The organism is Serratia sp. S4 (assembly GCF_000347995.1).
GTDB classification, from domain to species: domain Bacteria; phylum Pseudomonadota; class Gammaproteobacteria; order Enterobacterales; family Enterobacteriaceae; genus Serratia; species Serratia quinivorans.
Map to the genome: position 1 here is coordinate 1,729,646 of NZ_KB661120.1, position 13,710 is coordinate 1,743,355.

Sequence of the window (13,710 nt, forward strand, 5' to 3'; positions counted from 1 at the left end):
CGGAGTGACCGATGAATCTCGACCTGCTGGTAGTGGTGTTTTACTTTTTGGTGATAGGGGCGGTGGGTTGGCTTGGCGTTCGCCGGGCCACCACCAAGGAAGATTATCTGGTGGCCGGCCGTAATCTGGGGCCCTGTTTGTACCTGGGCACGCTGTCCGCCGTGGTGCTTGGCGGGGCGTCGACCATTGGCAGCGTTAAGCTGGGTTACACCTACGGGATCTCGGGCGTGTGGCTGTGTGGTGCGCTGGGGGCGGGGATTGTGGTGTTGAGCCTGGTGTTGGCCAAACCCTTGCTCAAGCTAAAGCTCTACACCGTCAGCCAGGTGCTGGCGCGGCGCTATCATCCGGCTGCCAGGGTCACCAGCGGTGCCATTATGCTGGCTTATGACCTGATGGTGGCCGTGACCTCGATTATTGCTATCGGCAGTGTGATGCAGGTGATGTTTGATTTGTCGTTCACCGCATCGATTCTGCTCGGCGGCGGTTTGGTAGTGCTTTATTCCACGCTGGGCGGCATGTGGTCGTTGACGCTAACCGACATCATCCAGTTTATCATCATGACCGTCGGCATGATGCTGGTGTTGATGCCGATGAGCATCGTCAAGGCGGGTGGCTGGGCGGCGTTCAGTCAACTGTTGCCGGACAGCTACTACCAGCTGTCGTCGATCGGGCTTGATACCATCCTGGTGTTCTTCCTGATCTACTTCTTCGGCATTCTGATTGGTCAGGATATCTGGCAGCGGGTATTTACCGCCCGCAGCACCAATATTGCTCGCTATGCCGGGTTGGGGGCTGGGGTGTACTGCGTGCTGTATGGGGTGGCCGGTGCTCTGATTGGCATGGCCGGCAAGTTGGTACTGCCGCAACTGACCAATACCGACGGCGCCTTTGCCGCCATTGCTCAGGCGGTGCTGCCGCCGGGCGTTAGCGGGCTGGTGGCTGCGGCGGCGTTGGCGGCGCTGATGTCGACGGCCAGTGCCTGTTTGTTGGCATCGTCAACCATCGCGCTGGAAGATGTATTGCCGGCTATCCGCAAGCGACCCTCCGGTGGGCTGGCGGCCGGGAGATTCACGACGTTTGTCATGGGTTGCATTATGTTGGGGCTGGCGTTCGTGGTGCGCGACGTGATGATGGCGCTAACACTGGCCTATAACCTGTTGGTGGGCGGAATGTTGATCCCGCTGATCGGTGCGATTTTCTGGCAACGCGCCACCAGCACCGGTGCTATCGCCAGCATGCTGACCGGCAGTCTGAGCGTATTGGTGCTGATGTATTATCACGGCATTGAGGCCAACAGCCCAATCTACGGGGGTCTGTTGGCGGGCGGGGCGGCCTTTCTGATTGGCAGCCTGCTGACCCGACCAGGCCCGCTGCCGCAGGTTCAGCCCGAGTAAAGGGTAAAAACGGGGCTGTCGTGCGCAGCCCCAGTGCCGCTTACAGCCAGCCGGATCTCTTCAGTTTTTGATACAGGAAGAAGCAGCCGACGCCGGTCACCCCGAGGATGGTGTGATAGGCCCAGGGGAATTTCAGTTCCGGCATATTGGCGAAGTTCATGCCGTACAGGCTGAATATTACCGTTGGGATCGCCAGGATCGCCCCCCAGCCCGCCAGTCGTTTTACCACTTCGTTCTGTTTAACCGTGACCAGCGCCAGATTGACGTGCATGGCGTTAGTCAGCATTTCGCGCATATCGTCGATGTTGCTGACCACCTGGCGCGCATGGTCCTGCACGTCGCGTACATAAGCGCGCAGCTCTTTCGGGATCACCTCTTCATGCAGGCGAATCAGTTGATTGCAGATTTCGTCCATCGGCATCGCGGCATTGCGCAGTGCCAGCAGGTGACGGCGCAGGGTATAGACGTTCTCAATGGCGGCCTGATCAAACTCCGATTTAAACATGTTGGCTTCGATGCCTTCGATGGTCTGCTCGAACTTCGCCACCACGGTACGGTAGTTATCCACCACAAAGTCCAGCACCGAATACAAGGCAAAACCCGGCCCACGGCACATTTGCCTGTGGTTTTCCTCGGCTTTGGCGCGGATCGGCGCATAGCTGGGTGATGCGCCGTGGCGCACTGAAACCAGGAAGTTTTTGCCGACGAAGAAGTGTGTTTCGCCGTATTCGACTTCGCCCTGACCCCACTGCGCGGTTTTGACCACGATAAACAGTGAATCGCCGTAGGCTTCCAGCTTGGGCCGCTGGTGGGCGCAAAGCGCATCCTCAATCGCCAGATCGTGCAGGCCAAACTCCTCCTGCACCTTGCGCATAAAGGCGTCTTCCGGCTGCCACAACCCGAGCCAGACGAAGGTGTCCGGCTGTTTGACCACCTCGCTGATATCATCAATGGTCACTTCACCCAGCCGTTGACCGGCCTTGTACGCCACGCAATTCACAACCATGGTTGCGGTTTCCATCAAGCCACCTGCTATTCAAAAAGAGTTTTGGTGAGAACGTAACATTCGTGCTCTACCGGATAATTCTGCAGCGTCATCTGTAGTTGGTAACCGAGTTTCTCGTAGAAGGGGCGCGCCTGAAAGCTGAAGGTATCCAGGCGAACATAACGACAACCCCGCGCCCTGGCTTCCTGTTCCGCCGCCAGCACCACCTTGCGACCTAACCCGCTGCCGCGCTGCGAATCATCCACCCACAGCCATTCCACGCTCAACCAGTTGCCCCAGGTTTCACCGGTCAGGCCTGCGACCACCCGACCGGCTTCATCCTGGCTATAGACGGCAAGGGGTTTGCGTTGGGTAGGGTCAATATACGGGCTATTATGGGCCCGCAAACCCAAACGGATCACGTTGAGGGTTTCTTCGTCAGGTATCTCGGTAACGGTGATGTTCATGTTTCCTCCTTGGTGAACCCTTAACTTAAGCACAGTCCGTGGAAAAGGCAACATGTTGAAATTTAATATAAACATGGGGTCAGCACGCTGGGCGCGTTAGGGGCGGCGGGCCAGATGACTTCAGGGGGATGTGCCGGCAACTGGCGGAGAAATAATAGCGCCCCGGCAGGGGCGCAGAAAACTCAGGTTAACTCACTCATGACGCCACGCTGATAGGCCGGGCGTTCGGTTAGTTGCTGATACCAACGTTCCATGTTCGGGCGGGGTTGGCGCTCAATCGGCATAGAGAACCAGGCGTAAGCAAAGCTGCCGAGCGGGATGTCACCGATACCGAACGACTCGCCGGAAAGATAAGGCTGGCGGCCCAGGGTTTCTTCCACGATGTCGAAGTGCTTTTCCAGCGCGGCGATCGCCGCTTCAATCTTGGCCATGTCGCGCAGTTCCGGCTTGGTGCGCACCAGGCCCCAGAACACTACGCTAAAGTGGCTGACAATGGTGGAGGTGGTCCAGTCCATCCATTTCTCAGCGCTGGCGCGTGCCTGCAGATCCTGCGGGTAGAACGGCTCGCTGCCAAATTTTGCCGCCAGATAGCGCACTATGGTGTTGGATTCCCACAGAACGAAGTCATCGTCCTGCAGCAACGGCACCAGGCCGTTCGGGTTTAATGAACGGTAGAGCTCATCGTTCACTTTGCCAAAGGCGCCACCGGCATTGATATGGCTGTAGTTCAGCTCCAGTTCTGCGGCGCACCACAGCACTTTTCTGACGTTGTTCGAATTTTCACGACCCCAAATGGTCAGCATAGAACGCCTCTTTATACGGGTGAATTAACCTAAGCTGTTATTCGTACGCCACAATTGAGCCGTTGTCACACCGGAAGGCATTTTTTGCCGACCGGGCGGCACATTCAGCGCTCCCAGCGGCAAATCTCCCAGCCGTGCTCCACCGCCAGCGCGTTGAGCTCTCTGTCCGGATTAATCACCGTGGCGCTGTCGACATATTCCAACATCGCCTTGTCGTTGAGTGAGTCGCTGTAACCGTGGCTGTGCTCGAAGCTCAACTCCGGGTGTTCAGCCAGCCACTTCTTCAGGCGAGTTACCTTGCCCTGTTGGTAGGTCATGGTGCCGTAAGTGTTACCGGTGAAGCGGCCGTCTTGCACCTCAACGCCAATCGCCAGTGCGTCGTCGGCACCCAACTGTGCGGCAATCGGCGCGACCAGATGTTCGCCGGTGGCGGAAATCACCAAAATGCAGTCACCGCGCTCGCGGTGCCACAGCAGTCGTTCACGGGCGGCGGGGTAGACACGCGGCAGAATATCGCGGCGGATATAACGCTGCACCCAACCGGCCACCGTCTGGGTGTTCAGGCCGGCCAACGGGGCCAGCGTGGCCTGCATGTAATCCTCCATCGACAGCTTGCCCTGATAATAGAGCTGCATCAGCTGCTGTTCCTGCTGTTCCAGTTCCGCCGGCGCAAACCCCTCGGTGACTAACCAGCGCATCCACAGGCTGGCGCTGTCATCATCAATCAGGGTTTCATCCAGGTCGAATAAGGCTAAATCCATCAGTATTTCTCCAGCAGGCAGGGAGTTAAATGGGGGTGTATACAGAATAGCGGATAGCGTAAGCCGCCAGCCAGTGGCGGCAAACAAATTGCGCAGAGCATAAGAAACCTTGATGACAGTTTTGCGACGCTTTGTTGAATCTTTGCATAACTTAGAACGCAACAATATTGGCTGGCGTCTCTGGCGGGGTGGTAACTATAGGGCTAATGCACTGGCCATCCAGGAGTTAACGATGCTGATCATTCGCCTTTATAGCGGTCCGGTTTTTATCGGAGATGAAGAGGAACAGGATAATGACGCCACCACTGACGTTGAAGACGCTGCCGCAACTGAGTCTTTCGCAGCTTGACGGCGACCGGCGACAGCGGCAGGCATTTCTTGATGGGTTGCGTGAGGCCGCCCGTGATGTAGGTTTTTTCTATCTGCGCGGACACGGCGTGGATAACAGGTTGAATGCACAACTGCAGCAGCATGCCAGGCAGTTTTTTGCGCTGCCGGAAGCGGACAAGCTGGCGGTGCAGATGGTGCATTCGCCGCATTTCCGCGGTTATAACCGAGCGGCGGCCGAACTGACGCGCGGACAGCCGGACTGGCGTGAACAGTTCGATATCGGCGCGGAGCGTCCTGCGTTGCAACTGGCCAATGAGACTCCGCGTTGGGCACGTTTGCAGGGGCCGAACCAATGGCCTGAGGCGTTGCCCGCACTCAAACCGTTACTGTTGCAGTGGCAGCAGGCGATGACCGCCATGTCGCTGCGACTGTTGCGCGCCTTCGCGCTGGCGCTTTCGTTGCCGGAGCAGGCATTTGACTCGCTCTACGGCGATAAACCCAATGAACATATCAAACTGATCCGTTACCCGGGGCGTGATGCTACCGACAGCGGGCAAGGGGTGGGCGCCCATAAAGACTCCGGTTTTCTCAGTTTTTTGCTGCAGGACCGGCAGAAAGGTCTGCAGGTTGAAGTTGACGAAGGGCGCTGGGTTGACGCCGAACCGCTTGAAGAAAGCTTTGTGGTCAACATCGGTGAACTGCTGGAGTTGGCAACCAACGGCTATCTGCGTGCCACGGTGCACCGGGTAGAGACACCGCCGGCAGGCAGCGAGCGCCTGTCGATTGCCTTCTTCCTCGGGGCACGGCTGGACGCCGTGGTGCCGCTGTATCAGCTCCCTGCGCATTTGGCGGCCGAGGCGCGTGGTCCAGCCAGCGATCCGCATAATCCACTGTTGCGTGACGTGGGCTTTAACTACCTGAAAGGACGCATCCGCTCTCATCCCGACGTGGCGCAGCGCTATTACCAGGACGTTGTCGCCTAATGGTAGGGGCGCCGCATGCAGCGCCCAATGGGTTAAATCGGGTCGAACATGTTCGACCCCTACGGTTTTACATCAGGGCTGCGATTACTCCGCCAGCGCCTGCTGCAAATCGGCGATCAGATCATCCGCATCCTCAATGCCTACCGACAGACGCAGTAACTGTGGCGTGATGCCGGTTTTTAGCCGCTGCTCCAGCGGGATCGACGCATGAGTCATGCTGAACGGTTGGCTAATCAGGCTTTCCACGCCGCCCAGGCTTTCTGCCAGGGTGAACAGTTTTGAACGTTTGATCACCCGACGGGCAAAGGCATCGTCACCTTTCAGGCGTACCGAAATCATGCCGCCGAAACTGCTCATCTGCTTCGCCGCCAGCGCGTGTTGCGGATGGCTCGGCAGGCCCGGATAGTAGACTTCTTCAACCTGCGGTTGGCTTTCCAGCCACTGGGCGATGCGCAAGGCGCTATTACTGTGACGCTCCATGCGCAGCGCCAGCGTGCGAATACCGCGCAGCGTCAGGAAACTGCTGAACGGATCGAGAATGCCACCTACCGCGTTTTGCAGGAAGCCCAGCTGTTCGGCCAACTCCGGGTTATTCCCTACCGCGGCCACACCGGCCACCACGTCGGAATGGCCATTGAGGTATTTGGTGGCGGAATGCACCACCACGTCAAAGCCGAGTTCCAGCGGACGTTGAATATAAGGTGAGGCGAAGGTGTTGTCCGCCACGCTGATTAAATCGTGTTTTTTGGCGATCGCCGCGATCGCACTCAAGTCCGCCAGCTTCAACAGCGGATTGGTCGGCGTTTCCACCCAGATCATTTTGGTATCCGGTTCGATCGCCTGCTCCAGTGCGGTAATGTCCGCCGGTGAAACATAGGTCACACGCAATCCGGCGGTGCGGCTACGCACCTTTTCCAGCAGGCGATAGGTCCCGCCGTACAGGTCGTCAACCGCCACCAGGTGGCTGCCCTGATCGAGCAGCTCCAGCACCGTCGAGCAGGCCGCCAGGCCAGAAGCAAAAGCGTAGCCGCGGCTGCCGCCTTCCAGTTCGGCGATGGCACTCTCCAACGCGGTACGTGTTGGGTTGGCGCTGCGCGAATATTCATAGCCGGTATGTTCCCCCGGTGCCGGTTGGGCATAGGTGGAGGTGGCATAAATGGCCGGCATCACTGCGCCGGTAGCGTCCGGGGTATAACCGGCGTGAACGGTCAACGTATCAAACTTGGCCATACAATCATCCTTATTAACGTAATTTTTGGCGCCAGGCGTTAAGTACGTCTGTGCGGGTAATCAGACCGAGGAAACGCTCACCGTCAAGCACCACCGCCACGTGGCCATGGTTGAAGGTGGCGAGCAAATCCTGATAGCTGGCTTCCTTTTGCAAGGTTTTGACCGAAGGGGTCATGGCGCGGGAGGCCGGCAGGCTGAAATGTTTGGCGTCCGCCTGCACGGCATTCAGCAGATCCCACTCGTCGATCAGACCGATCACCCGATCGCCCTCCAGCACCGGCAACTGCGAAATGTCATACAGCCGCATGCGGGCATGGACGATCGCCAGAGTATCTTCCGATGCCACCGACACTGCCGCGCCCTCGTCATGGCGGTAGGCGATCAGATCGCGCAGATCGCCATGCTGCGGTTTACTCAACAGGCCCTGTTCCAGCATCCAGTGATCGTTATACATTTTAGACAGGTACTTGTTGCCGCTGTCGCACACGAAGGTGACCACCCGTTTCGGTTCCGTCTGCGCCTGGCAATAGCGCAGCGCGGCGGCCAACAGGGTGCCGGTAGACGAGCCGGCCAGCACACCCTCTTTACGCAGCAGGTCGCGTGCGGTGGTAAAGGCCTCGGCATCACCGATGCGGTAGGCGTTGCGCACCTGGTTGAAATCGCTTAACGGCGGGACGAAATCCTCACCTATGCCTTCCACCAGCCAACTGCCGGCCTCGCCTATCTGGCCGTTATCGAGATAATCCGCCAGGATCGAACCGGCCGGGTCAGCCAGCACAAATTCGGTCTGCGGCGATACTTCGGCAAAATAGTGGCTAAGACCGCCCAGCGTGCCACCGGAGCCGACACCGACCACGATAGCATCCACCTGATGCTCCATCTGTTGCCACAGTTCCGGGGCGGTGGTGCGGGAATGGGCCGCCGGATTGGCAGGGTTGTTAAACTGATCGATATAGAACGCGCCGGGCGTCTCGCTCGCCAGGCGTTTGGCGTAGTCCTGATAGTAAGCCGGGTGGCCCTTGCCCACGTCGGAACGGGTCAGCAAAACTTCCACACCCAGCGCACGCAAATGGAAAATCTTCTCCCGGCTCATTTTGTCCGGTACCACCAGCAGCAGTTTATATCCCTTCAGGGCGGCCACCAGCGCCAGCCCCAGGCCGGTATTGCCGGCGGTGGCTTCAATGATGGTGCCGCCGGGCTGCAGGCTGCCGTCACGCTCCGCCTGTTCGATCATCGATAGTGCCACGCGGTCCTTGATCGAACCGCCGGGGTTTTGATTCTCCAGTTTGACGAACAGCCGACAGGGGCCGGTATCGAACCCGGTCAGTTCCAGCATCGGAGTGTTGCCGATCATATCGATGACGGAATGAGGTATGGCCATGGGGTGTCTCCAAAATAATGCGGTTTAAAAGCCGTTATATGGATGATAGCTCTGCCAATAAGCGCATTAAAAAGAACAAATAACCGTTCAATATGCATTTTTGGAATATATTAATCTTATTTGGACGTATGGAGGCGCAGATGTTCAGCAGTTTAGATGTGCAGCCGTTTAGCGGTGAGTAGTATAAAAAAAACACTTACGGCTGGCTTTTTATCCAAATTACGCGTAACAGCGTACAGTTATGTAAAAATGATGAAAATTCATGCTAAACCCTGCAAAAATAAGATGAATCTAATAAACTCACAGCAAGGGCATTTTCGGTGCGCCGCTCACCCGTCATGGGGCCGCAGGGAGTTTGCGGTTGGTAAATGCGTGCCGGGCCACTCTCGCTGGTTGGCTGAAAACGTGAATATGTTTGAAAGTTAACGCTATTTCAATGATTTGAATGGATACTCTGGCGACGTCATGATGAAAAGAAACTTACCTAGCACTCTGAAAAAATTAACTTTTAGCGTCAGCATACTGTTGCTGGCCGTACCTGTTGTTCAGGCGGCCGAAGCGCCGGCCGCGCCACAGGTTGACGCCAAGGCCTACGTGCTGATGGATTACAACAGCGGAAAAATCCTGGCGGAAGGCAATGCCGACACCCGTCTTGACCCCGCCAGCCTGACCAAGATCATGTCCAGCTATGTGATCGGCCAGGCGATCAAGGCCGGCAAGATTAAACCTGAGGATATGGTGACCGTGGGTAAGGACGCCTGGGCAACCGGCAACCCGGCGCTGCGCGGCTCCTCGTTGATGTTTATCAAGCCGGGCGATCAGGTGCCGGTAATGGAACTGAACAAGGGCATCGTTATTCAGTCGGGTAATGATGCCAGCATCGCGTTGGCTGATTATGTCGCGGGCAGTCAGGATTCGTTTGTTGGCTTGATGAACAACTACGCCAAATCCCTGGGCCTGCAGAATACCCATTTCCTGACGGTGCACGGCCTGGATGCGGAAGGGCAGTACAGCACCGCACGCGATATGGCGCTGCTCGGCCAGGCACTGATCCGCGATGTGCCGGATGAGTACGCATTGCACAAAGAAAAAGAGTTCACCTTCAATAAAATTCGTCAGGTTAACCGCAACCGTCTGTTGTGGAGCACCAACCTGAGCGTCGATGGCATCAAAACCGGTTATACCGGTGGCGCCGGGCATAACCTGGTGGCCTCCGCTACCGACGGGCCAATGCGTTTGATTTCGGTAGTGCTGGGGGCGCCAAGCGACCGTATCCGCTTTAGTGAAAGTGAAAAACTGCTGACCTGGGGTTTCCGCTTCTACGAAACCGCCACACCAATTAAAACTGACAAGCCGTTTGTGACCCAGAAAGTGTGGTTTGGCGACGTCGGCGAAGTGCCATTGGGCGTAGCGAAAGACGCAGCCGTCACCATCCCGAAAGGGCAGATGAAAAACCTGAAGGCCAGTTACAAGCTGAACCAGCCGACGCTGGAAGCCCCGTTGGCAAAAAATCAGGTGGTCGGCACCATTGATTTCCAGCTTGACGGTAAAACCATTGAACAGTATCCGCTGGTGGCGATGCAGGAAGTGAAAGAAGGTAACTTCTTCAGCCGCATCTGGGACATGGTGATGATGAAGCTGACCCAGTGGTTCGGTAGCGTGTTTGGTTAAGGGTTACAGCAATAAGCTTTAAGAAGAGGGCGCCGTCATTGATGATTGCGCCCTCATTTTTTATCAGTTACAGGCCACTACCTTGATCGCCAATCCCCCTTGCGATGTCTCGCGGTACTTGGCGTTCATGTCTTTGCCCGTCTCATACATGGTTTCGATCACCTTATCCAGGCACACGCGCGGCTCACTGGTGCGGCGCAGCGCCATACGTGCGGCATTGACCGCCTTCACCGCGGAAATTGCGTTACGTTCGATACAGGGTACCTGAACCTGACCGGCCAGCGGATCGCAGGTTAGCCCCAGGTGGTGCTCCATGGCGATCTCCGCCGCGATACAAACCTGTGCCGGGCTGCCGCCCATCAATTCTGCCAACCCTGCTGCGGCCATTGAGCAGGCGACGCCCACCTCGCCCTGACAGCCCACTTCGGCACCGGAGATTGAAGCGTTCATTTTGTACAGCGCACCGATCACACCGGACGTCAGGAAATAACGGCTGTAGGAATTGGGGTTTACCGGGCGAATAAACTGGTCGTAATAGGCCAGCACCGCCGGGATGATGCCGCAGGCGCCGTTGGTCGGGGCGGTGACCACACGGCCACCGGCAGCATTTTCTTCGTTAACGGCAAAGGCGAACATGTTGATCCAGTCGACCACGTTCATCGGATCGATATTGTTCTTGTCACCGGTCACCAACAGGCGGCGTAGGGCGGCAGCGCGACGCTGAACCTTCATCGGGCCGGGCAACAGGCCTTCGGTGTTCATACCGCGTTCGATGCCGGCGCGCATCACCTGCCAGACGTCGGCGAAGTGCGCGTCGATCTCGGCCTTGCTGTGCAGCGCCAATTCGTTTTGCATCACCAGGCCGGATAGCGACAAACCGGCGTCTTTACAGTGTTGCTGCAAGTCTCGCGCCGAGTTGAACGGGAAGGGGACCTGAACCGGATTGGCCGCAGCCAGGCCGAAGTTTTCTTCATCGACGATAAAACCGCCGCCGGTAGAGTAATAGGTTTTGCTGTGTAGCAGTTGTTCACCGGCGAAGGCGCTGATGCGCATGCCGTTTTCGTGCAGCGGTAAATTATCGCTGTTGAAATTCATGCTGGTTTGCAGCGGGAAATCCACTTCGTGGTGGCCCTTGGCCAGCAACAGGCGGCCGCGTTGTTCAACGTCGCGGATAAAACCGGCGATACCGTCGATATCAACATCGTGCGGTAGGTTACCCGCCAGGCCCATGATAATGGCAATATCGGTGTGGTGACCTTTGCCGGTCAGCGACAGCGAACCGTAGACGTCCACCACCACGCGAGTGGTATCCATCAACTGCTGGCTGGCAATCAATTCATCGACAAACAGCTTGCCGGCTTTCATCGGGCCGACGGTGTGGGAGCTGGATGGGCCAATACCAATTTTGAAAATATCGAAAACGCTGACCATGGTCTCGCCTCCTTCTTCAGGTGTTAGGCGTTAATGCAGGAAAGGGGGCCGTGCTGAAAAGCCGGCGCAAGGTAGCGCCGGCTGGGCTTGATTAGAAGCTGTACAGGATTGCGGAGATGGCGATCAGGCCCATCACTACCACGAACACGTTACTGATGTGGCCGCTGTATTTGCGCATGGCCGGCACTTTACGGATAGCGTACATCGGCATCAGGAACAGCAGCATGGCGATGATTGGGCCACCCATATTCTCGATCATGCCGAGGATGCTTGGGTTCAGGGTCGCAACAATCCAGGTAGTCACCAGCATAAACAGGGCGGTGATACGGTTCAGTTTGTTGGTGCTGATGGTTTTACCGCGGCTTTTCATCGACTTGGCAATCAGACCATTAAAGCCTTCACGTGCACCCAGATAGTGACCGAGGAACGATTTGGTGATGGCGATAAAGGCGATAACCGGTGCGATGTAGGCAATCATCGGGTTATTAAAGTGGTTAGCCAGGTAAGACAGAATGGAGATGTTCTGCGCCTTGGCTTCCGCCAGGTTTTCCGGCGACAGGCTCAGCACGCAGCTGAACACGAAGAACATTACGGTCAACACCATCATGATGTGAGCGAAGCCCAGAATGCGGGAGCATTTCTTCTCGGCTTCTTCCTGACCGTACTCTTCACGCTTGGCTACGGCAAAGGCAGAGATGATTGGTGAGTGGTTGAAGGAGAACACCATCACCGGGATCGCCAGCCACAGGGTGATAACCAGACCATGACCCATACCCGTGCCTGCGCCGGACAGAGAAACGTTATCGAAGATGGCGGTGGTCCAGTTCGGGATCAGGTACACAGCCAGCAGCATCAATACGGCGACAAACGGGAACACCAGGATACTCATGGTCTTCACGATAGCCTGCTCGCCGAAACGCACGATGGTCATCAGGCCGACAATCAGGATCAACGACAAAATGGCACGTGGCGGCGAAGCCATCCCCAGTTGGTGGGTAATGAAGCTGTCGACAGTGTTGGTGATGGCGACGCTGTAAACCAACAGAATGGGGTAAATGGCAAAGAAGTAGAGCAGGGTGATCAGCTTACCGGCGCTGATACCAAAGTGTTCTTCAACGACTTCGGTGATGTCTTCACCGGCGTTTTTGCCGGAAAGAACGAAGCGGCACAGGCCACGGTGCGCAAAGAAGGTCATCGGGAACGCAATGATGGCCATGATGATCAGGGGGATCAAACCACCGATACCGGCGTTGATTGGCAGGAACAAAACGCCCGCGCCAATCGCGGTGCCATACAGGCCCAACATCCACATGGTGTCGGTTTTACGCCAGGTACTGGTAGAGCCAGAAGCCGCAGAGGCTATAGTGCCGGTCTGTGTAGTGTCCATAAATATCTCCGAAGTGAACACGCTAATTTAAAATTAAAGGCAAAACTTAAGGTTAAATCCGAATGACGCAATATCAGATGGCGGCATCGGTAAGAATCAGATGTTGCTTGCGGGGATGGTTGGCGTCCCCCTGGTTGTTTAATCGTCTAATTACCCTTGGCAGTTGTGCCGGATAACTAATCAAATGATATTTAGCCTATATAGGGCGTCGTATCGGGACTGCTGCCGGAAGGTCATTGCCTGCCGATTTTCGTTGGCGGCAAGATAACGATTTACAGTAGAAACAACCGTGATCATGCTCTCAAATGCGTAATGTGTGCGGCTAAATGCGTTTATATTGGTTTTTAATGCATATGTTGCGCGCTTGTGTAAGATTTCATGCTGAAAACGCTCTCATCAATGTTTCAGGGTTTATCTGGTATGAGCAATCTGTAACCAGATAAAACGCTGCCGTTGTCAGCAAGTCGAGCAATATATTTTAAGCGAGAGTTTGGATCTAGCTAAAAACCCGGATTAAGCGGTTTTAGTGACGCAGATCACATTGCGATTTAAAGCGAAATTTGTCTTAAAATATTGTTTTTATTTTATTTATTTTGAATATCCAGCTAATAACGTGGGTAAACTAGTTAAGTGAATAGCGGATGGAATTGCTTAATCATTCATCATATAAATAAGCTGGGTTGGTTATATTTAAAGCGCGTTAGTTGCGTAATTGTTGATATTTATCGCGCGGACGCTACTGCGATTTATCATATAAAAGCGTTGTTATGCAGAGTGAAAAAGTAATATTGCGTAAGATTTATCTGCGCAGAAGGAATAAGCCTGCAAAACTGTTTCAATTTATTAACCTGCTTTCGGGTAGGGATAATAAAATAATCGAATCAATT

The 13,710-nt window shown here is 55.7% G+C and carries 12 protein-coding genes; 4 read left to right on the forward strand and 8 right to left on the reverse strand.

The annotated features are described in order from the left end of the window. The first annotated feature begins 11 nt into the window (after window positions 1–11). Window positions 12–1,394, forward strand: a complete 1,383-nt coding sequence (locus SERS4_RS0108835; RefSeq protein WP_017892215.1) for a sodium:solute symporter — start codon at window positions 12–14, stop codon at window positions 1,392–1,394. Window positions 1,395–1,434: 40 nt separating this feature from the next. Here SERS4_RS0108835 and SERS4_RS0108840 read toward each other — a convergent pair whose 3' ends face one another. The 4 genes from SERS4_RS0108840 to SERS4_RS0108855 form a co-directional block, all read right to left on the reverse strand. Next, complete coding sequence (locus SERS4_RS0108840) at window positions 1,435–2,415, reverse strand: magnesium and cobalt transport protein CorA (protein ID WP_012006054.1); 981 nt, start codon at window positions 2,413–2,415, stop codon at window positions 1,435–1,437. An 11-nt stretch (window positions 2,416–2,426) separates the two neighbouring features. Next, a complete protein-coding gene (locus SERS4_RS0108845) occupies window positions 2,427–2,846 on the reverse strand; it encodes an N-acetyltransferase (protein WP_017892216.1) in 420 nt (139 codons plus the stop codon). Window positions 2,847–3,028: 182 nt separating this feature from the next. Further along, complete coding sequence (locus tag SERS4_RS0108850) at window positions 3,029–3,649, reverse strand: glutathione S-transferase family protein (protein ID WP_017892217.1); 621 nt, start codon at window positions 3,647–3,649, stop codon at window positions 3,029–3,031. A 104-nt stretch (window positions 3,650–3,753) separates the two neighbouring features. Continuing rightward, the gene (locus tag SERS4_RS0108855) at window positions 3,754–4,410 is read right to left on the reverse strand and encodes an HAD family phosphatase (protein WP_012006057.1); all 657 of its coding nucleotides are present in this window, start codon (window positions 4,408–4,410) and stop codon (window positions 3,754–3,756) included. A 112-nt stretch (window positions 4,411–4,522) separates the two neighbouring features. Here SERS4_RS0108855 and SERS4_RS26210 point away from each other — a divergent pair, with 112 nt between their 5' ends. Together SERS4_RS26210 and SERS4_RS0108860 are read left to right on the forward strand one after the other, a co-directional pair. Next, a complete protein-coding gene (locus SERS4_RS26210; protein WP_071592999.1) occupies window positions 4,523–4,759 on the forward strand; it encodes a hypothetical protein in 237 nt (78 codons plus the stop codon). Then, window positions 4,704–5,723, forward strand: a complete 1,020-nt coding sequence (locus tag SERS4_RS0108860) for an isopenicillin N synthase family oxygenase (protein ID WP_017892218.1) — start codon at window positions 4,704–4,706, stop codon at window positions 5,721–5,723. The genes SERS4_RS26210 and SERS4_RS0108860 overlap by 56 nt, the downstream gene beginning before the upstream one ends. A gap of 84 nt (window positions 5,724–5,807) precedes the next feature. Here SERS4_RS0108860 and SERS4_RS0108865 read toward each other — a convergent pair whose 3' ends face one another. Further along, window positions 5,808–6,953, reverse strand: a complete 1,146-nt coding sequence (locus tag SERS4_RS0108865; protein WP_017892219.1) for a PLP-dependent aspartate aminotransferase family protein — start codon at window positions 6,951–6,953, stop codon at window positions 5,808–5,810. 13 nt (window positions 6,954–6,966) lie between these two features. After that, on the reverse strand, window positions 6,967–8,334 hold the full coding sequence (locus tag SERS4_RS0108870) for a cystathionine beta-synthase (protein ID WP_012006060.1): 1,368 nt from the start codon (window positions 8,332–8,334) through the stop codon (window positions 6,967–6,969). 465 nt (window positions 8,335–8,799) lie between these two features. Here SERS4_RS0108870 and SERS4_RS0108875 point away from each other — a divergent pair, with 465 nt between their 5' ends. Continuing rightward, window positions 8,800–10,005, forward strand: a complete 1,206-nt coding sequence (locus SERS4_RS0108875) for a serine hydrolase (protein ID WP_012006061.1) — start codon at window positions 8,800–8,802, stop codon at window positions 10,003–10,005. Window positions 10,006–10,068: 63 nt separating this feature from the next. Here the strand turns inward: SERS4_RS0108875 and SERS4_RS0108880 are convergent, their stop codons facing one another. Together SERS4_RS0108880 and SERS4_RS0108885 are read right to left on the reverse strand one after the other, a co-directional pair. After that, window positions 10,069–11,436: an L-serine ammonia-lyase gene (locus SERS4_RS0108880; RefSeq protein ID WP_012006062.1), complete on the reverse strand. Its 1,368-nt coding sequence runs from the start codon at window positions 11,434–11,436 to the stop codon at window positions 10,069–10,071. A 91-nt stretch (window positions 11,437–11,527) separates the two neighbouring features. Next, window positions 11,528–12,823 carry an HAAAP family serine/threonine permease gene (locus SERS4_RS0108885; protein WP_012006063.1) on the reverse strand — a complete coding sequence of 432 codons (1,296 nt, stop codon included), beginning with the start codon at window positions 12,821–12,823 and terminating at the stop codon, window positions 11,528–11,530. Window positions 12,824–13,710: the final 887 nt, after the last annotated feature.